This window comes from Xanthomonas sp. D-99 (assembly GCF_017746145.1).
GTDB lineage: Bacteria > Pseudomonadota > Gammaproteobacteria > Xanthomonadales > Xanthomonadaceae > Xanthomonas > Xanthomonas cissicola.
Genome location: NZ_JAGHWU010000093.1, coordinates 1 through 19070, shown reverse-complemented (window position 1 = coordinate 19070; position 19070 = coordinate 1). Strand labels below are relative to the sequence as shown.

13 protein-coding genes and 2 pseudogenes are annotated in these 19070 nt (G+C 67.1%); 10 read left to right on the top strand and 5 right to left on the bottom strand.

What is annotated here, in order from left to right; all coding sequences use genetic code 11:
* Window positions 1-106 precede the first annotated feature (106 nt).
* From J7360_RS20255 to J7360_RS20215, 9 genes and pseudogenes are all read left to right on the top strand, one after another.
* Window positions 107-1456 (top strand): annotated as a pseudogene (locus J7360_RS20255) (TldD/PmbA family protein); the annotation flags it as partial.
* A gap of 692 nt (window positions 1457-2148) precedes the next feature.
* A complete protein-coding gene (locus tag J7360_RS20250; protein ID WP_209034657.1) occupies window positions 2149-3783 on the top strand; it encodes a metallopeptidase TldD-related protein in 1635 nt (544 codons plus the stop codon).
* Window positions 3784-3797: 14 nt separating this feature from the next.
* A complete protein-coding gene (locus tag J7360_RS20245) occupies window positions 3798-5132 on the top strand; it encodes a TldD/PmbA family protein (protein WP_209034655.1) in 1335 nt (444 codons plus the stop codon).
* Complete coding sequence (locus J7360_RS20240) at window positions 5129-5947, top strand: DUF4159 domain-containing protein (protein ID WP_209034653.1); 819 nt, start codon at window positions 5129-5131, stop codon at window positions 5945-5947. The genes J7360_RS20245 and J7360_RS20240 overlap by 4 nt, the downstream gene beginning before the upstream one ends.
* A gap of 115 nt (window positions 5948-6062) precedes the next feature.
* Window positions 6063-7055, top strand: a complete 993-nt coding sequence (locus tag J7360_RS20235; RefSeq protein WP_057663574.1) for a MoxR family ATPase — start codon at window positions 6063-6065, stop codon at window positions 7053-7055.
* 13 nt (window positions 7056-7068) lie between these two features.
* The gene (locus J7360_RS20230; protein ID WP_209034651.1) at window positions 7069-7965 is read left to right on the top strand and encodes a DUF58 domain-containing protein; all 897 of its coding nucleotides are present in this window, start codon (window positions 7069-7071) and stop codon (window positions 7963-7965) included.
* A 43-nt stretch (window positions 7966-8008) separates the two neighbouring features.
* Window positions 8009-9174: pseudogene (locus J7360_RS20225) on the top strand (BatA domain-containing protein).
* On the top strand, window positions 9171-11429 hold the full coding sequence (locus tag J7360_RS20220; RefSeq protein WP_057663565.1) for a hypothetical protein: 2259 nt from the start codon (window positions 9171-9173) through the stop codon (window positions 11427-11429). Before J7360_RS20225 ends, J7360_RS20220 begins: the two are co-directional and overlap by 4 nt.
* 157 nt (window positions 11430-11586) lie before the next feature.
* On the top strand, window positions 11587-13368 hold the full coding sequence (locus tag J7360_RS20215) for a carboxypeptidase-like regulatory domain-containing protein (RefSeq protein WP_209034649.1): 1782 nt from the start codon (window positions 11587-11589) through the stop codon (window positions 13366-13368).
* Window positions 13369-13618: 250 nt separating this feature from the next.
* Here J7360_RS20215 and J7360_RS20210 read toward each other — a convergent pair whose 3' ends face one another.
* Together J7360_RS20210 and J7360_RS20205 are read right to left on the bottom strand one after the other, a co-directional pair.
* A complete protein-coding gene (locus J7360_RS20210; RefSeq protein WP_040092218.1) occupies window positions 13619-14275 on the bottom strand; it encodes a DUF938 domain-containing protein in 657 nt (218 codons plus the stop codon).
* Window positions 14276-14452: 177 nt separating this feature from the next.
* Window positions 14453-15244, bottom strand: a complete 792-nt coding sequence (locus J7360_RS20205) for an EcsC family protein (protein WP_209034659.1) — start codon at window positions 15242-15244, stop codon at window positions 14453-14455.
* 170 nt (window positions 15245-15414) lie between these two features.
* Between J7360_RS20205 and J7360_RS20200 the strand changes: the two genes are divergently transcribed.
* Window positions 15415-15888 (top strand): SRPBCC domain-containing protein, encoded by a 474-nt coding sequence (locus J7360_RS20200; RefSeq protein WP_007970388.1) that lies wholly within the window; start codon window positions 15415-15417, stop codon window positions 15886-15888.
* A 335-nt stretch (window positions 15889-16223) separates the two neighbouring features.
* On the opposite strand, the gene proP is transcribed toward J7360_RS20200, so the two are convergent.
* The 3 genes from proP to J7360_RS20185 form a co-directional block, all read right to left on the bottom strand.
* A complete protein-coding gene (proP, locus tag J7360_RS20195; protein ID WP_007962295.1) occupies window positions 16224-17714 on the bottom strand; it encodes a glycine betaine/L-proline transporter ProP in 1491 nt (496 codons plus the stop codon).
* 532 nt (window positions 17715-18246) lie between these two features.
* Window positions 18247-18576, bottom strand: coding sequence for a thioredoxin family protein (locus J7360_RS20190; protein WP_007962294.1), 330 nt, complete (start codon window positions 18574-18576; stop codon window positions 18247-18249).
* 20 nt (window positions 18577-18596) lie between these two features.
* Complete coding sequence (locus J7360_RS20185) at window positions 18597-18995, bottom strand: host attachment family protein (protein WP_003487911.1); 399 nt, start codon at window positions 18993-18995, stop codon at window positions 18597-18599.
* Between the last annotated feature and the right edge of the window lie 75 nt (window positions 18996-19070).

The following is a 19070-nucleotide window of genomic DNA, read 5'->3' as shown; positions in this document are numbered from 1 at the left end:
GCTATGGACGTACAACCACGAGCGTCCGAATATGGCGCTCGGCGGCATCACGCCTGCCATGAAGTTGGCGATGGCCGCTTAGCTCCACTTCTGGCGACCGCTAAAAGTGGGGGGATTACCGGGGTTTGCGGCCACCAACACGTTGACCAGCGATGGCGTGGCCACCGCCACGCGGCAGGCGGTGGCCATTGCCAAGGCGAATGCGCGCTTGGGCGGCACGCCGGTGCAGCTGGCGCCGGTGACGCCGGTCGGGCAGGTCAGCTGGAAGACGCCGATCAGGAAGAACGCCATGGGAGTGCCGCTGCAGGACAAGGTGGCTCTGCTGATGGACGTCAACGCCGCTGCGCTCAACGCTGGCGCCACCTTCGTGGCCTCGCGCATGTTTGCGATCAACGAGCAAAAATATTTCGCCAGCAGCGATGGCTCCTACATCGATCAGGACGTGCACCGGTTGTGGCTGCCGTTCACCGTCACCGCAGTGGACAAGGCCAGCGGCAAGTTCCGCAGCCGCGACGGGCTGTCCTCGCCGATGGGCATGGGCTACGAATATCTGGATGGGGATGCCAGCCAGAAGCACCAGCTGCCGGGTGGGCTGATCGGTTACGGGCACAGCTACGACGCGCGCGAAGATGCGATCGCCGCGGCCAGGCAGGCGCGCGCCAAACTCACCGCACCGTCGGTGAAGGCAGGCAAGTACGATCTGGTGATCGACCCGAGCAATCTGTTCCTCACCATCCATGAGTCGGTCGGGCACCCGCTGGAGCTCGATCGTGTGCTCGGTTACGAGGCCAACTACGCCGGCACCAGTTTCGCCACACTGGACAAGCGCGATGCCGGTTACCGCTGGGGCAGCGATGCGGTGACCTTCGTCGCCGACAAAACGCAGACTGGCAGCTTGGGTGCGGTAGGGTACGACGATGAAGGCGTCAAGACCAAGCAGTGGGAGCTGGTGAAGGACGGCATCCTGGTCGATTACCAGTGCACGCGCGATCAGTCGCATCTGCTCGGCAAGACCGCGTCCGATGGCTGTAGCTACGCCGATTCCTGGTCGAACGTGCAGTTCCAACGCATGCCCAATGTGTCGTTGGCGCCAGGCAAGACGCCGTTGGCGGTTGCCGAGATGATCAAGAACGTGGAGCGCGGCTTGTACATCCATGGGCGCGGTTCGTATTCGATCGATCAGCAGCGCTATAACGCGCAGTTCGGCGGGCAGCTGTTCTACGAGATCGAAAACGGCCAGGTCACGCGCTTGGTGGAAGATGGCGCGTACCAGATCCGCACGCCGGAATTCTGGAATGCCTGCAGCGCGGTGTGCGATCAACGCGATTTCCGCCTGGGTGGCTCGTTCTTCGATGGCAAGGGACAACCGAGCCAGGTCTCGGCGGTGTCGCATGGTGCGTCTACCGCGCGCTTCGATGGCATCAATGTGATCAATACCGCACGTTCGTTGGGGTGATTGTCGTTGGATGAGCTGCGCTGCGATTGATGTGGTTGCGCTGACCAATCACATCGGACGCTGCGATTTCCCCTGTTGGAATTGCTGGGCAATTTAGCGATTAGTGCGTCGAGTGCGCGGTGCCCGCATCGCTCGCGGGACACCACGCGAGACAGTTCGTTTGGTGACTTTGTTGAATAGCAACATACTGCGCCAGGCCGATAGCAGCTTCCTGATTGAAGCTCTGCACACCGACCAGCTCGACTGGTCCTTGCCCGCGCACCGTCGCGGGACCCTTGGCGGCATGGATGCCGCCAAGGAGCTTACAAGGACGTACTTGCAGCGTGTCCTGCGAGGGTGGGCAGGCAAGGGCCCTGCCGCAACCCGCAGCGTCGAGTGCGCGGTACCCGCACCAGATGGACCGATCGCTTGGTGAACGCTCGCGTTTTGCTCGACGTGTGCTGGGAAGGAAATCGGTCTGCGCATCCAACACGCGGCAACAGTCATCGAACACCGCCAGCCGCGCTTGCCACGCGTCAGCGCAAGCCCGCAGTGCCACTGGCTCATACGGACCAAGTCTGCATACCTACCCCTGCCGAAAGTCATTTGACGCAGCATTCATCGCCCGGCAAGAATCGGGGATACCGCGCGCAGAGCCATGTGCGTGTCACCACACCACCTGCGCGCCGCGCGGGACTATTGGGGAGTTGCCCGTGCAGCGACGTGATTTCCTGGCCCTCACCGGGCTGACCATGGGCGGGCTGATCGTGCCTGCCTACTTCGGCAAGGCCATTGCCGCCGAGCAGTTGCTGACGCCCTTCGATGTGGGCCGCAAGAAGCGTCTGGCCGATGCCGGCTTGAACGCGGCGCGTCAGGCCGGAGCGAGCTATTGCGATGTGCGCGTTGGCCGCTATTTGCGCCAGTTCGTGATCACCCGCGAGGACAAGGTGCAGAACGTGGTCAACACCGAGTCCATCGGTGCCGGCATCCGCGTCATCGTGGGCGGCGCGTGGGGCTTTGCCGCCACCAACGAGCTCACCGAGCAGGGCGTGGCCAAGGCGGCCGCGCAGGCCGCGGCGATCGCCAAGGCCAACGCCAAGGTGCAGGGCACGCCGGTGCAACTGGCGCCGACGCCGGGCGTGGGCGAGGTGAGCTGGAAGACGCCGATCAAGAAGAACGCGATGGACGTGCCGATCAAGGACAAGGTGGACCTGCTGCTGGGCGTCAACGCCGCCGCCACCGCCGCCGGCGCCAACTTCGTCAACTCGATGCTGTTCGTGGTCAACGAGCAGAAGTATTTCGCCAGCACCGACGGCTCCTACATCGACCAGGACGTGCACCGCATCTGGGCGCCGATGAGCGTGACCGCCATCGACAAGGCCAGCGGCAAGTTCCGCACCCGCGACGGGTTGTCCGCGCCGATGGGGCTGGGCTACGAATATCTCGATGGCGCCGCGTCCGGCAAGTTCGTCTCGCCCAACGGCGTGGTCAATTACGGCTTGTCGTACGACATGAAGGAAGACGCGATTGCGGCGGCCAAACAGGCGCAGGAAAAGCTCAAGGCGCCCTCGGTCAAGCCCGGCAAGTACGACCTGGTGCTGGATCCCTCGCACACCTGGCTCACCATCCACGAGTCGATCGGTCACCCGCTGGAGCTGGACCGCGTACTCGGCTACGAAGCCAATTACGCCGGCACCAGCTTCGCCACACTGGACAAGCTCAAGGCCGGTTTCCAGTACGGCAGCGACAAGGTGCATATCCTGGCCGACAAGACGCAGGCAGGCAGCCTCGGCGCGGTGGGCTACGACGATGAAGGCGTCAAGACCAAGCAGTGGGACCTGATCCGCGACGGCAAGCTGGTGGACTACCAGGCCATCCGCGATCAGGCGCATATTCTGGGCAAGACCGCCTCCGATGGCTGCTGCTATGCCGACTCGTGGTCGAGCGTGCAGTTCCAGCGCATGGCCAACGTGTCGCTGGCCGCCGGCAAGACGCCGCTGAGCGTGAGCGATCTGATCAAGAACGTGGAAAACGGCATCTACATCATCGGCGATGGCTCGTTCTCGATCGACCAGCAGCGTTACAACGCGCAGTTCGGTGGCCAGCTGTTCTACGAAATTAAGAACGGCGCCATCACCCGCATGCTCGAAGACGTGGCCTACCAGATCCGCACGCCGGAATTCTGGAACGCCTGCAGCGCCGTGGCCGACCAGCGTGACTACCGCCTGGGCGGTTCGTTCTTCGACGGCAAGGGCCAGCCGAGCCAGGTCTCGGCGGTCTCGCACGGTTCGTCCACCGCCCGCTTCGATGGCATCAACGTCATCAGCACCGCCCGCTCGCTCGGCTGACAGGAGAAACCCACATGAGCATCCTTACCGAAGCGCAGGCCAAGGCCATTCTGGACAAGGTCATCAAGCTGTCCAAGGCCGACGAGTGCACCGCCACGCTCACCGGCTCGATCGACGGCAATATCCGTTTTGCGCTCAACAACGTCTCCACCAGCGGCATCGTCGACAACACCGACCTGCAGGTGCAGGTGGCGTTCGGCAAGCGCGTGGGCGTTGCCACGATCAACGAGTTCGACGACGCCTCGCTGGAACGGGTGGTGCGTCGCGCCGAAGACCTGGCGCGGCTGGCTCCGGAAAATCCGGAATTCATGCCGGCGGTCGACAAGCAGACCTACAAACCCAGCCCCACCTTCAGCGAATCCACCGCAGCGGTGGACCCGGCGTTCCGCGCGCAGGTGGCGGCCGATTCGATCGCCCCGTGCAAGGGCAAGGGCCTGATCGCCGCAGGCTTCCTGGAAGATGGCCAGAGCTTTACCGCATTCGCCAACAGCAAGGGCAATTTCGGTTACCAGCGCGGTGCGCGCTTCGACTACACCTGCACCGTGCGTACCGAAGACGGCCGCGGCTCGGGCTGGGTGGGCCGCAATCTGAAAGACGCCGCCGACTTCAAGGCCGAGCAGGACATCCGCATTGCGATGCGCAAGGCCAGCGATTCGGCCGAAGCCAAGGCGCTGGAGCCGGGCAAGTACACCGTGATCCTGGAGCCGGCCGCGGCAGCGGGGCTGATTTCCTTCATGATGAATTTCTTCGACGCACGCCGCGCCGATGAGGGGCGCAGCTTCCTGTCCAAGAAAGGCGGCGGCAACAAGCTGGGCGAGCAGGTCTACGACCCGCGCGTGAACATCACCGCCGATCCGTGGGATCCGCGTGCGGCGGTGATGCCGTGGGACGAAGAAGGCCTGCCGCGCGAAAAGATGGCCATCGTGGAAAACGGCAAGATCGCCAACCTGCAGTATTCGCGCTTCTGGGCACAGAAGAACGGCAAGCGCGCGGTCGGCGAACCAGGCAATCTGTTGATGGCCGGTGGCGAGAAGAACATCGCCGAGCTGGTGCGCGGCACCGAGAAGGGCATCCTGGTCACGCGGACCTGGTACATCCGCATGGTCGACCCGCAGACGGTGCTGCTGACCGGGCTCACCCGCGACGGCACCTTCTACATCGAGAACGGCCAGATCAAGTACCCGGTGAAGAACTTCCGCTTCAACGAATCGCCGGTGATCATGCTCAACAACATCGACGAGTTGGGCAAGCCGGTGCGCGTGGCCGGCGACGAATCCAACTTCGTGATGATGATTCCGCCGATGCGGCTACGCGACTTCACGTTTACCTCGTTGTCGGATGCGGTGTGACTGAGGGCCGGGAATTGGGAGTGGGGAATCGGGAATGGGAGAGCGGGAGCCGCTCCACTCAACCTGAGCGTTCACCAGTGCTTCCGGTTCCCGGTTCCCTCCCAGCGACGACATCGCGCCGTCGTTTCCTTGGCCTGCTGCTCGGCAGCGTCTCCACGTTGGCGTTGGCGCTGCCGCGGCAAGCACGTGCGGCCAAGGCTTACGATTTCTGGTTTACCCGGTTGCGCTACGACTCCGGCGATTGGGATGTGGATGCGCGCATGCCGTCCAACCTGATCACCTCGTTGATCGACTACACCCAGCTGCGCGTGGATCCGCAGGAACATGTGCTGGATCTGGCCGACCCCCGCATGTTGCAGGCGCCGTTCTGCTATCTGTCCGGGCACAAGCTGGTGGAGTTCAACCCGGCCGAGCGGCGCAATTTCGAGCGCTATGTGCGCAACGGCGGCTTCGTGTTCGTGGACGATTGCAACCACGATATCGATGGTTTGTTCGCCACTTCGTTCGAAGCGCAAATGACCTCGATCTTCGGCAAGAGCGCGCTGCAGAAACTGCCCAAGAACCATCGGCTCTACAGCGCCTTCTTCGCCTTCCCCGATGGCCCGCCGGCAACCGGTTTCGAGCTCAATGGCTGGGGCGACGATCTGGTGCACGACTATCTCAAGGGCATCAGCATCGATGGCCGCCTCGGGGTGCTATACAGCAACAAGGATTACGGCTGCGAATGGGATTACGACTGGCGCAACAAGCGTTTTCTGGCCGAAGACAACACCAAGTTCGCCGTGAACATCGTGATGTATGCGTTGACCAATTGATCGCGGCATGTCGATCGCCCTGCAGGAGCACGCTCGCACGCGATGAAAATGTATCTGTGAAGCATCGCGCGCAGGCGCGCTCCTACATCAGCAGCCATCCAACGAGATCTCCCGTATGAACGCCCCCAACCACGACATCCTCGCCGCGCAACGTGCCCAGCTGGGCACGTTGCGCGCGGCCCTGGCCCAGGCGGTGGTGGGCCAGGACGCGGTGGTGGAGCAATTGCTGATCGGCCTGCTCGCCGGCGGCCATTGCCTGCTGGAAGGCGCGCCTGGCCTGGGCAAGACGCTGCTGGTGCGCTCGCTGGGGCAGGCGCTGGAACTGCAGTTTCGCCGCGTGCAGTTCACGCCCGACTTGATGCCCAGCGACATCCTGGGCACCGAGTTGCTGGAAGAAGACCACGGCACCGGGCATCGGCATTTCCGCTTTCAGCAGGGGCCGATCTTTACCAACCTGCTGCTGGCCGACGAACTCAACCGCACCCCGCCCAAGACGCAGGCCGCATTGCTGGAAGCGATGAGCGAACGCACCGTCAGCTATGCCGGCACCACCTATGCGCTGCCGGCACCGTTCTTCGTGCTGGCCACGCAGAACCCGATTGAACAGGCCGGCACCTACCCGTTGCCGGAAGCGCAGCTGGATCGCTTCCTGCTGCATGTGCGCGTGGGTTACCCCAGCGAACAGGAAGAGCGCGACATCCTCAGCCAGACCACCGGCAGCGCAAGCGCGCAGGTGCCCAAGGTGATGGACGCGGCCAGCGTGCAGGCGCTGCAGCAGCACGTGCGGCAAGTGCATGTGGGCGCGGAGTTGCTGACCTGGATCAACCGCCTGGTGCGTGCCAGCCGTCCCGGCCCGCAGGCCAGCGACGAGGTGCGCCAGTGGATCAAATGGGGCGCCGGCCCACGTGCGGGGCAGTCGCTGGTGCTGGCGTCCAAGGCGCGCGCACTGCTGCACGGCCGCTTTGCAGCCACCCGCGAAGACGTGGTGGCGCTTGCGGCGCCGGTCATGCGCCACCGCCTGTTGCTCTCGTTTGCGGCCGAGGCCGAACAACGCACCGCCGACGACGTGGTCGCCGCATTGCTGCGTGCCGTGCCATTTCCGGCGTGAGGCCTAGCGCGGCGTGAGTGTGGACGTGCCGGCATTGATTCCCAGCGACGTGCGCAGCCGCCTGCGTGGTCTGCAGCTGCGTGCGCGTCACGCACAGGGTGCGCACGGCATCGGCCAACACGCCAGCCGCAGCCGCGGCGCCGGGCTGGAATTCGCGCAATACCGCGCCTATGAACCGGGCGATGCGCTGCGCCAGATCGACTGGAAGCTCTACGCGCGCTCGGACCGCTTCTTCGTGCGCGAAGCCGAGCGCGAAAGCCCGCTGACGCTGTGGTTGTTGCTCGATGCCACTGCCTCCGCCGGCCAGGCCGATCACGCGCGCCCCGGCGGCACGCGCCTGCAGGCGATGGCGACGCTGGCCGCCTGCGCTGCAGAAATCGCGCTGCAGCAGGGCGATCAGGTCGGCCTGTTCGCGGTACACGGCGGCGGGCTGGTGGCAGTGCCGGCCGGCGCCGGGCCGCGGCAACGCGACCGGCTATGGCTGGCCCTGCATGGATTGCGCGCCGGGGGGCGTTGGCCGGGCATGGCCGCCGTGCGCCCGCTGTGGGAACGCATCGCCACGCATGCGCTAGTGCTGTCGATCGGCGATGGCTTCGACGAAGAACTCAACGCTGCACTGGAAAAACTCGCCGCCGCGCGCCGCGAGGTCATGCAACTGCAGGTACTGACCCGCGACGAACGCGATTTCGATTTCAGCGGCGGGCACCGGTTTCGCGATCCGGAAACCGGCGAAGAATTGCTGAGCGATGGCGCGGCCATGCGCGCCGAGTATTTGCAACGCTTCGGTGCTGCACAGCGCGCGCAACAGGCGCGCTGGCGGGCCGCCGGCATCGCACATGCACTGCATCATCTGGACGCTGCACCCGACGCGGCGTTGCGCCAGTTGTTCGGGCAAGGCGCGCAGCGATGAGCTGGCAGGTCGGCCGCGAGCATGTCGCCAAGCGGGTGCCGCGATGAACTTGCTGTTGCTTTTCCCCGCCGGCCTGGCCGCGCTGGCCGCGTTGCTGCTGCCCTTGCTGATCCATCTGGCCCGGCGCAGCGAACACCGGCCGACCGACTTCGCCGCGTTGCGCTGGTTGCGTGCGATACCGCGCCCACGCCACCGCGTGCGTTTGGACGAATGGCCGCTGCTGCTGGTGCGCTTGCTGCTGCTGGCCGCCGTGGCGCTGCTGCTGGCCGAACCGGCCGTGCGCGATCATGACGATGTTCGCCCACGCATTGCGCTCAGCCCAGGGGTGGATGTGGCCGCCGCACGCCAGCTGAGCCACGCCGCGGACGCGCACTGGGTATGGCTGGCGCCGGGCTTCCCTCCGGTCGATGCCGATGCCTATGCCGAGACCCCCAAGACTCTCGCCACGCCTGCGGGCGCGACGCAACCGGTCTCCAGCCTGTTGCGCGAGCTCGATGCCAGCCTGCCGCCAGATGCGGCGCTCAGCGTGATCGTGCCGTCCCAGTGGGGCCCGCTGGATGCGCAACGGCTGCAGCTGTCGCATCAGGTGCGGTGGCAGGTCGTGCCCGGCCAGTCGCCGCTTGCGGCGCCCGCCGCTGCCGCGCCGCGCCGGCCCTGCGCTATCTGCGCGGCGTGCATGCCGCCTGGGCGCTGCCGGGCAGCTTGCCGGTGGGCACGCCGGCCGATGCGCAGCCTTCGCGCTGGCAGCCCGGCACCGTGGTGGCATGGCTCTCGCGCAGTGCCCCGCCGGCGCCGGTGATGGCCTGGGTCGCAGCCGGTGGGCAGCTGGTGCTGGATGCGCAGACACCCCTCCCGCCCAACCTCGCCGCGACGCTGCAGCCCGTGCAACAGGCTACGTCGGGCGAGCCATTGCTCGATGCCGCAGCGCGCGGCCGCGGACGCGTGTTGCGCTGGGCCGCACCGCTGCAGCCGCAGCAACTGCCGGCGCTGCTGGATGCCGATTTCCCCACCCGCCTGCACGACGCCCTGCAGCCGCTGCCCACACCGCAGCGCGCGCTGGCGCAGACCCAGCAACCGCAACGCGGTGCCGCCAGCCGCCTGAGCACCGCACCGTGGCCGCTGGCGCCGTGGCTGATCGGCCTGGTGCTGCTGCTGTTCGCGCTCGAACGCTGGCTGGCCACCGCGCCGCGCCGGGCCACTCCCGCATGAGCACGCCGGCACTGCAGCGGGCGTGGCAGGCAGCACGGCGGCGACAGGCCGCAAGCGTGCTGCTGTTCGGGCTGCCGCTGGCAGCGGTGCCGGCGGCGCTGGCATGGCGCGCCGGTGCGCAGGCAACCGCGGTGGCGCTGCTGCTTCTGGGCCTGCTGGCACTGGGCGGCGTGGCGCTGCTGGCCGCGCGGCGGCTCGACCAGAGCTGGCTGATCCGCCGGCTGGATCGCGATGCAGACCTGGAAGACAGCAGCGATTTGCTGTTCGCCCCGGCCGCCCGGCTCGGTCCGCTGCAGACCCTGCAACGGCAACGGCTGGAGCAGCGCCTGCGCAGCAGCCCACGCGATCTGCGCCCGGCCTGGCCGTGGCGCCGCGCCTGGCCCTGGAGCGTGCTGGGTGTGCTCGCCTGCGCCGCGCTGGCGCTGTGGCCACATCCGGCCCCCCAACGTACGCTGCCGGCCGACCGCGTGGCCGCCGCGCGTGCCAGCAGCGGCGCGCCCACGCTGCGGCAGGCGCAGCTGCGCAGCAGCCCGCCGGCCTACACCGCTCTGCCCGCCGCGCGCCTGCCCGGCCTGGATGCGAAAGTGCCGGCCGGCACCCGGCTGGACTGGCAACTGCAGGTCGGCCCGGCGCCGCGCAGCGTGGCCCTGCGGCTCACCGACGGCAGCACCATCGCGCTGGCCCGGCAAGGCAGTGGCGATATCTGGCAGGGCCACTGGGTCGCCGAGCGCGCCAGCCTGTACCGCATCCTCATCGACGGCGCGCCGGCCGACCGCCAGCTGCATCGGCTGGACGTGCTGCCCGACCGCCCACCGCAGGTGCGCGTGCTTGCGCCCGAGCAGAGCCTGGTGCTGTGGTCCCCGGCCGCCCGCACCTGGACGCTACGCTTCGAGGCCAGCGACGACTACGCGGTGGCCACCAGCGCCGAGCTGCGCCTCACCCTGGCCCAGGGCAGCGGCGAAAACATCACCTTCAGCACCCAGCGCCGCACGCTGACCGGCAGTGGCCCGGCCAGGCAACGCAGCTTCGCCATCACCCTGGAGCCGCACGCGCTGGGCATGGCCGCGGGCGACGACCTGATTGCCCAGCTCATCGTCCACGACAGCCGCCAGCCGGGCCCGCAGGAAGGCCGCAGCGCCAGCGTGATCCTGCGCTGGCCGCCGCCCGAACAGACCATGGCCGCCGGCCTGGAAGCCAGCGTCAAGCAGACCTTGCCGGCCTACTTCCGCAGCCAGCGCCAGATCATCATCGACGCCGAAGCGCTACTGAAGGAGAAACCGCGCCTGGACGCGGCCACCTTCCTCAAGCGCTCGGACGCCATCGGCGTGGACCAGCGCCTGCTGCGGCTGCGCTACGGCCAGTTCCTGGGCGAGGAAAGCGAGGGCGCGCCGCAAGGGCCGCCGACTGCCGACGCGCCGCCCACCAGCGACGCCCCGGCCGACGAGTTGCCCACCGCCGATGCGCCAGGCGCGCCCGCCGCTTCGAACACGCACGCCGGGCATGACCACGACGATCACGCTCATGACGCCCACGCCGCCGCACCCGGCGCTGCCGCACTGGACGACGACCACGACCACGATCACGGCGGCAGCGACGGCCGGCCCGAGCGCAGCCGCTTCGGCCAGGCGGAAAACGTGCTGGCCGAATTCGGCCATACCCACGACCACGCCGAAGCCGCCACCCTGCTCGACCCGCAGACCCGCGCCCTGCTGCGCGCCGCGCTGGACCAGATGTGGCAATCCGAAGGCGAGCTGCGTCAGGGCCACCCCGAGCGCGCGCTGCCGTACGCCAACAAGGCGCTGGGCTTCATCAAACAGGTGCAGCAGGCCGAACGCATCTACCTGGCGCGCGTGGGCGCGCAATTGCCGCCGATCGACCCCAGCCGGCGTCTGAGCGGCGATCGCGCCGGCCTGGGCGACCGCGCCGCCGGGCTGGACACCCGCCCGGACCCGGACCCGTCCGCGCTGCAGCTGTGGGATGCGTTGGGCGAGGCGGCCCCAGTGCCCGACGCCACCCTGGCCCGTTACGCACAGTGGCTGCAGACCAAGCAAGACAGCCTGCACGACCCGCTGGGCCTGGCCGCCGCCGTGGAAACCCTGCGCGCCGAACCCGATTGTGCCCGTTGCCGCGCCCAGCTTCGCGCCCAGGTCTGGCGCACCCTGCTCGCCCCGCCGGCAGCACCACACCGCCGCGCCGCGCCCGACCCGCGCGGCCAGCGCTACCTGGATGCGCTGCGGCAGGAGACCCCGCCGTGAGTCCCACCCTGATCCGCCTTCTTCCGGTGCACCGGTCGTTCGGACCGGTGTCGTCTGTAGACATGGCAGCAAGCGGTCCGCTGGCGTGCGCGCGGTCCGCATCGCCAACGCTGCACGACGGGCGCTCTCTGGATGCATTGCGCCGGGAGCGCCAACGATGACGCTCTCCTCGCCCTGGTTGGTCGGCGCGGCATTGCTGCTGATCGCCATCATCGGCTGCATGCGCCTGGTGCGGGCGCACCAACGGCAACCGTATTTACGCACCCGGCTCTGGCTGCTGCTCGCCGCCCAACCGTTGCTCGCTGCATTGCTCTATCCGGTGCTGCTGCCCCCGCCACGCGCCGGTACCGGTGGCGAACTACATGTCGCCACCGCCGGCACCGCCGCCGGGCAGGTTTCCACGGGCGACCTGGCGCGCTGGGTCGCCTTGCCCGAAGCACCCGCATTACCGGGCGTGATGCGTGTGCCGGACCTGGCCACCGCACTGCGGCGCGCACCCGGGACCACGGCGCTGGTCGTGCATGGCAGCGGCCTGCCCGCCCGCGACCGTGAGGGCCTGAACATTCCGCTGCGACTGAAGCTCAATCCCGCCCCACGCGGCCTGGTTGCGGTCTGGCCACCGCCACCAGTGTCCCCGGGCGACACCATTGCGGTGGCCGCGCAAGTGCAAGGCCTTCCCGACGCGCACGTGGAACTGCTCGATCCGGCCGGGCAGGTCGTGGACAGCGCCGTGGCCGATCGCGCCGGCCGCGTGCGCCTGCGTGGCCTGGCGCGCGCGCCGGGCCAGGTGCTGTTCGCCGTGCGTGCACGCGATGCCGCCGGTGCAGAACGCAGCCGCGTGGAGGTGCCGGTGCTGATCGCTGCCATGCCGACAGCGCGTGTGCTGCTCCTGGCCGGCGCGCCGCAGCCGGAACTGAAGTACCTGCGCCGCTGGGCCAGCGATGCCGGGCTGGAGGTGCGTAGCCAGATCGCGGTCGGCCCCGGGGTGCAGCTCGGCGAGGGCGCCGCGCTGGATGCGGCCAGCCTGGACCGGCTCGACCTGCTGATCGTCGACCCGCGCCGCCTGGTGGCGCTGGGCCCTGCGCAGCGCCAGACCCTGCGCGCGGCGATCCAGCGCGGCCTGGGCGTGCTGGTGCGCACCGACGGGCCGCTGGATGCCGGCACCCGCGCCGCCCTGGCCGAGCTGGGCCTTGCCATCATCGGCGGCGGCACCAGCAGCCCGGTGCCCGCACCGCAGCGGCTCTCGCCGCCGGTCGCAGCGGCCGATCCTGCTAGCGGCCCTGGCGACGCCCCGACGCTGGCGCCGCTGCAACGTCGCGACCTGCAACCGCAAGCCACCGACGCCCTGGTCGCCGCCCGCGCCGACGATGGCAGCGCCCTGGGCTGGTGGCGCGCCCAGGGCCGCGGGCGCATCGGCATCGGACTGGTCGAAGACAGCTTCGCGCTGGTGCTGGCCGGCCGCAGCGATCTGCATGCCGCGCTCTGGGCGCAGTTGTCTGCCGCCGTCGCCCGCCCGGGCGGTGCGCTGCCCACCCCGGTGCAGGACGGCTGGTCGCAACAACGCATGACCCTGTGCGACCTGCGCGCCGACGCCTGGGTGACCGACCCTGACCGGGCTCGCCACCCATTACTGCCGGAGCGCAATGGCGACGGGCCGCGTTGTGCCGGCTACTGGCCAACAACCCCCGGCTGGCATCGCCTGGATAGCAGCAGCACGCACCGCTGGCTCTATGTCCGCGCGCCTAACGACGCGCAAGCCATGTACGCCCAGCAACTGCGCGCAGCGACCATTGCGCTGACAGGCGGCACTTCCTTCGCCCCCTTCGCCACACCTGCTACACAACCCGGCGCGCGCTGGCCGTGGCTGCTGGCCTGGCTCAGCGCGGCCGCGGCGCTGTGGTGGTTTGAGCGGAGGCGACCTTCGCAACGGCTGCCGTAACAAGCGCTTGAACGTAGGAAAGGCAGCGTTGCAGATTGACGTTGCCAGGGCGGAATAGCCTGCTGCACAGAGACGCGCGTGGTCTTGAACCTCGCGATGCGATTCGGAGCAGACGGCTTGCCGGTGCGTCATTTGCGCATCGCATTACGCATGCGCGTTGGCCTCCGCACGCGCATGCGCAGGCTACGCGGTGAGACTTTGCGCCGACCCAACAACATGCCCATCCACTACGCTCAGCAGTGCCGGCGATTCAATTCGCCACCGTCACGCGCCGCCACACCCTGCAATGATTGTTGGCCGGCAACGCGACATCGTCGATCAACTGCAATCCCACCGACGCCGCCAATGCATCCACTGCTTCCGCATCGCGAAGACCCGAGGCACGGTCGCGCTCGCGCAGCATGGTGTCGAAGGCGCGATTGCTGCCGCTGGTGAATTGCCCATTGCGATTGAATGGCCCGTAGATCGCCAGCACTGCATCGGGCGCCATCACCGCCGGCAATCCGGCAAACAAGGCCTGCACCTGCGGCCAGCCCATGATGTGCAAGGTATTGGCGCTGTAGATCGCATCGAAGCCGCGCTGGCCGTCACGCAGCACCGGCAGGCTGGGCGGCGGTGCAAGCCCGGGTGTGGGCATGGGCACGGCCTGCAACGGAATCGGTGGCGGCGTGTTCGGCAGTGCCGCCTCGTCCAGCCATTGCCGCATGCCAGCAAGATGCTCGAGGTGATCGCTGGCCTGCCACTGCAACCACGGCATCGCCGCAGCGAAATGCACCGCGTGTTGTCCGGTGCCCGCACCGATTTCCAGCACTTGCTGCCGGTCGGCAAAATGCGTGCGCAACACCTCGAGAATCGGGTCGCGGTTACGCGCGGACGCTGGCGAAAACGGTTTGGGCATCATCGGCATCTGTCGTGGTTGCGGCGATTATCGCGCGCACCGATTGCTCGGCAGCAACCGTTCGGTGAACAGGATGCCGCGACCTGGTGCCCGCAGCGCATTGCGTTGAGCGGGCGTCGCCGATGGCTGCGGCACCCACTGCACGACGACCTCGCTCATCCTGACCTTCGCATGCAGCGGTACGCATCACCGCGGCGGCAAGGCCTCATACGCACGCCGCACCGCCTTTTCGCCGAAGCGACGCTCCAGCCGACGCACGATGAAATGTCCGCGCGCCATCGCCTGGAAATGGCGCATGAACACGGTATTGAGCGTGGCGCCGCTGACCGCGCCGACCAGCGGCACCGCCTGTACGGCGAGTTTTTCGCCCACGTTGACCGAAAACTTCGCCGCGATGCGCGAGACCAGCGAGACCAGCGCCGGTGCACCCTTGCTGGCGAAGCCGTGCGCGGCCACGTAGCTGGCCGCGGCGCTCAATTGCTGCGCCATCGCCGCACGCACCGCGAAATAGCCCGATTCTGCGCCGTCGTCGCTGGCACTGCGCCCGCCATGCGCCAGCACTTCCAGGCACGCCAGCGCGGTTTCCGGGTCGTGCAGCGATTCGCCTTCGGCACGGGCGATATCGGCGATGGAGCGCAGCATCACCGTCGTGGTCACCGGCAGCTCCACCATCAAGCCCGGCAGGCCGAAGAACCCGCCTGCGCCGCCGGAAACCGCCACCGCCAACGTATTCCGCGTCGTGGATGCCGGTTGCTGCGCATCGGCCTTGCCGCGCAGGCTCAGCAACCCCGATTTCATCGCCACCTGCAGTGCGCGACGGGTCACGCCGTCGATGCTGCGGGTCACCACCTTGGGAAGCCGTTTGGTGATCAGGCTCTCGATCGGCGCGCCCAGCGCATTGGCCAGTTGCGCTGCCACGCCGGGGTTTTCCAGCAATGCGTGGGCCGTGGCCAGATCGCGCTGCGCAGCAGCGTCCATCACCGGTATCGGAAGCGTTGTCATGCCTGCTCATCATGGTTGGGACCTGGCCGATGGTACCCAGCGCGATGTGAGTGCCGCACAAGCGAACTGGACCCTGTTGGGCCTGCAGCGCAATTGGCTGTTAAAATGCGGCAATCATCGGCGTCCAGGCAGCGAATGCTCACCAGATGAATTGCGATATCCGCCACAGCATCGTCATTGCCGCCGCGCCGGAAGTGGTCTCCGCTGCGTTGTCCGAGCCCAGGCAGCTTGCGCGTTGGTGGACCCGCGAAGTGAGCCTGGCCGACGATCTGGTGCGCCTGGACTGGAGCCGGCAGGGCTGGCGCGTGGAACTGAGTATCGACGAAGGCGCCGATCACCAACTGGTGTGCTGGCGCTGCCACGACTCCAACATGCTCGACACCGATGCCTGGAAAGGCACGGTAATGCGTTTTGAACTGCGCTCCATCAGCCAGGGCACGCAGGTGGATTTCGTGCAGTCCGGCTACCGCGATTCGCCGTGCAGGGAGGCCTGCGCGCGGGGCTGGCGTTTCTTTCTCGGCAGCAGCCTCAAACGCTATGTGGAAACCGGCGAAGGCGCGCCGTCGGCCGATATGCAGATACCCGAGTTGCCAGCGCAGAACCCGCACACCCCGCGCTAAGGGCGGCAGCGGCGAGCCGCAGCATCGGTCAACGCGCTGCGTCGATCACGGGCAACAGCGTGCCGACCTGAAACTTGGCGAAGTTTCCATCGATCCTGTGCGTGTCGAACAAGAACAGCCAACAAAGCGGCTGCGCAGATTGCCAAACGGTTGCTCGCGACGATTTGCTAGCCCTCCAGCCGTCATCTCGAGGTCCTGGCCCTCGCTCCGCCTTCAAGTTGGCAGCGATGCGCAGCGCCATCGCCGGCATCGCGTCTTGCGTTACGTCACCGGTTGCTGCAACAGCACGATATGCGCCTGTGGCGCAGACGCATGTCGTGCGGAAAGCCGACAACTCATGCCGTGCGCGGTTGACCCATCGAGGCTGCGGTGGTGACCGGCAACTGCGCATCCACCGTCACCGGGCTGTCGGCCTGCAACAGGGCGCGCGCTTCGGCATCGCTGGCCACCGCCGGCGGCGAGCCGCGTAGCGGCAGTCCTGCGGTTTCGCGCACGAACAGCATGGTCAACAAGCCGATCGCCGCTGCGCCCATCAGGTAGTAGGCCGGTACCAGCGGGTCGCCGGTGCGCTCCACCAGCCAGGCAGTGACCAACGGCGTGGTGCCGCCGAACAACGACACCGAAACGTTGAAGGCAATCGACAACGCGCTGTAGCGCACCGGCGTGTAGAACAGCGCCGGCAAGGTGGACGGCATCGAGCTGGTGAAGCACACCAAGGCCAGGCCAAGCAGCATCAGGCCGGCGAAGATCAACCCATCGTTGCCGCTGCCGATCAGCAACAGGCACGGGATCGCCAACGCAAACAGCGCGATGCAGGCACCGATGATCATCGGCCGCCGGCCCAGCTTGTCGCTGAACATGCCGCCCACGATGTTGAGCGGCATCATCACCAGCATCACCAGGATGATCAGCAACAAGCCCTTGCTCTCGGCGTAACCCATCGTGACGCTGAGGTAGCTGGGCATGTAGGTCAGCAGCATGTAGTCGGTGACGTTGAACACCAGCACCAGGCCCACGCACTTGAGCAGTTGCGGCCAATGCAGGCGCAGCAGCGTGGTCAGGCCCTGCGCGGCGGTCTGCCGTTCGCGCTGTTCGGATTGTTCGGTATGGGCGCGAAATGCCGGGGTCTCCTCCAGCTTCATGCGCATGTACAGGCCCAGCAACCCCAACGGCCCGGCGATCAGGAACGGCACGCGCCAGCCCCAATCGAGCATCTGCGCCGGAGTCACGCTCATGTGCAAGGCGGTCACGGTAGCGGCGCCGGCGATGTAGCCGCCCAGCGTGCCGAACTCCAGCCAGCTGCCCATCAGGCCGCGATTACGGTCGGTGGCGTATTCGGCAATGAAGGTGGCCGCGCCACCGTATTCGCCGCCGGTGGAAAATCCCTGCAGCACGCGCGCCAGCAACAGCAGTGCAGGCGCCCACAGGCCAATGCGCTCGTAGGCCGGAATCAGTCCGATACTGAAGGTGCCCAGCGCCATCAGGATCATCGTGGCGGCCAGAACTTTCTGGCGCCCGTAACGGTCGCCGAGCGGTCCGAAGACCATGCCGCCGATCGGCCGCACCAGAAACGCCACGGTGAAGGTGGCGAAGGTCGCGATCAATTGTGCGGTGGGGTTGCTTGCCGGGAAGAACACCTGGCCCAGCGTCACCGCCAGATAGCCGTATACGCCGAAGTCGAACCACTCCATCGCATTGCCGAGCGCCGCAGCGCCGACGGCCTTGCGCAGCATGCTGCGGTCCACCACGGTGACCTCATCCAGTTGCAGCTGGCGGCGGCGTTTGAACCAGCCAAAGTGCGAACGCATCGCGCGGGCATCGTGCATCTATGGTCTCCGTAAGTTGCGCCCGGGACATCTCGCCGGGCGCGGGCCGTCGCTACCCGCTCGCCCTGGCAACGCACAGGACACGGCACATCACGCAAGCACGGCAGCGCATTGCACTGAGATGACACCGGAGGCATTCCCGGACGGCCGCGTGGATTCAACGGCGCTGCGGGACAGACGACCAAGGGATGGGCATTGCCCAAGGGCTTGATCAGCGCGTTATGTTACTACAGCCGGCCAATTGATGCAGGCGCGATTGTGCCAGGCGCGGGAAACGCCTTGTTTTTGGCCGATTCGTCTGCACTGGTGCGCGATGCGCACGCGCCCGTTCGTTCTACGTGCCCATCCACTGCGACGGTGTCGCGCACGCCCCGCGTTACGCAGCACCTGAAGCAGCACGACGCATCGGATGCTCGCTTCTTGTACAGAATAAAAACTGCTGCGCCTGCGTCAGGCGACCGCTCGCCAACTGCCGTCCGCCATTCTCAGCGCCGTGCAAGCGCATCTCGGGGCGATGCAATGTTGCGTGCAATCAGGCTGCATCCAGCACCGATAACAGATCTTGCAGATCCTCACGCGTTTGCGGTCTGACTGCGCGCGCCAGTTCTTTCCCATCGCGCAGCAGGATGATGGTGGGCCATAATGTGACGCGAAAGGAGCGGCCCAACGGCCGCCCTTTTCCATCTTCGATCTTACGGTAGTCGATCGCTTCGTATCCGCCCAACAGCTTTTGCAGCAGCGGCTGCGCGGCAATGCAATGGCCGCACCAGTCGGTACCGAATTCCAGGACCTGCAAACCGGTCTGTGCCTCCACCGCGCTGCGTTCCGGTGCCTGGGCGGCGTACTCGCGAACGAACCCCATCGTCTGGATGCTCCGCTTGATTACGACAAGGCGCGCTGGATATCTTCCAGCGGCAGGTTGGTCAGATCCTTGGCCAGGTCCCCCACCAGGCGCTGCTGGGTTTCCTTGTGCAGCAACGGGCGCACGCGACCCAGCGTGGTGGGGTCGGCCACCAGCACCAGATGCGTGTATTCATGCTTCAAGGCGCCATCGTTCAAGGCGTGCGAGAGCTGCTTGGCAAACGTCATTTCATCCAGGTCTGTTTCGGTGAGGTCTTGAGGCGCCTTGCCGGCCGGGCCGTCGTCGTCGACGTTCTGCACGTCGGTGCGCGCGTGCTGGCGCAGCACGACCTTGGCTTCGTTGCCGGTATTGGTGAACCAGCGGGCCTCGCCGCCATCGGCCACCACTACCAAGGCGCCCTGAGGAATTTGCAGACTCATCCGATTTCTCCTGGTCGATGTTGACGCTGCAAGTGCAGCGCCAGTCGGCCTCAACCTAGGGAAGGTCTGATCAAC

Excerpts from the sequence above, each read along its gene's own strand:
- J7360_RS20200 (WP_007970388.1), top strand. The coding sequence starts at position 15,415 with ATGAATTGCGATATCCGCCACAGCATCGTCATTGCCGCCGCGCCGGAA.
- J7360_RS20220 (WP_057663565.1), top strand. The coding sequence starts at position 9,171 with ATGAGCACGCCGGCACTGCAGCGGGCGTGGCAGGCAGCACGGCGGCGA.
- J7360_RS20205 (WP_209034659.1), bottom strand. The coding sequence starts at position 15,244 with ATGGACGCTGCTGCGCAGCGCGATCTGGCCACGGCCCACGCATTGCTG.
- J7360_RS20235 (WP_057663574.1), top strand. The coding sequence starts at position 6,063 with ATGAACGCCCCCAACCACGACATCCTCGCCGCGCAACGTGCCCAGCTG.
- J7360_RS20185 (WP_003487911.1), bottom strand. The coding sequence starts at position 18,995 with ATGAGTCTGCAAATTCCTCAGGGCGCCTTGGTAGTGGTGGCCGATGGC.
- J7360_RS20190 (WP_007962294.1), bottom strand. The coding sequence starts at position 18,576 with ATGGGGTTCGTTCGCGAGTACGCCGCCCAGGCACCGGAACGCAGCGCG.
- J7360_RS20210 (WP_040092218.1), bottom strand. The coding sequence starts at position 14,275 with ATGCCGATGATGCCCAAACCGTTTTCGCCAGCGTCCGCGCGTAACCGC.
- J7360_RS20245 (WP_209034655.1), top strand. The coding sequence starts at position 3,798 with ATGAGCATCCTTACCGAAGCGCAGGCCAAGGCCATTCTGGACAAGGTC.
- proP (WP_007962295.1), bottom strand. The coding sequence starts at position 17,714 with ATGCACGATGCCCGCGCGATGCGTTCGCACTTTGGCTGGTTCAAACGC.
- J7360_RS20215 (WP_209034649.1), top strand. The coding sequence starts at position 11,587 with ATGACGCTCTCCTCGCCCTGGTTGGTCGGCGCGGCATTGCTGCTGATC.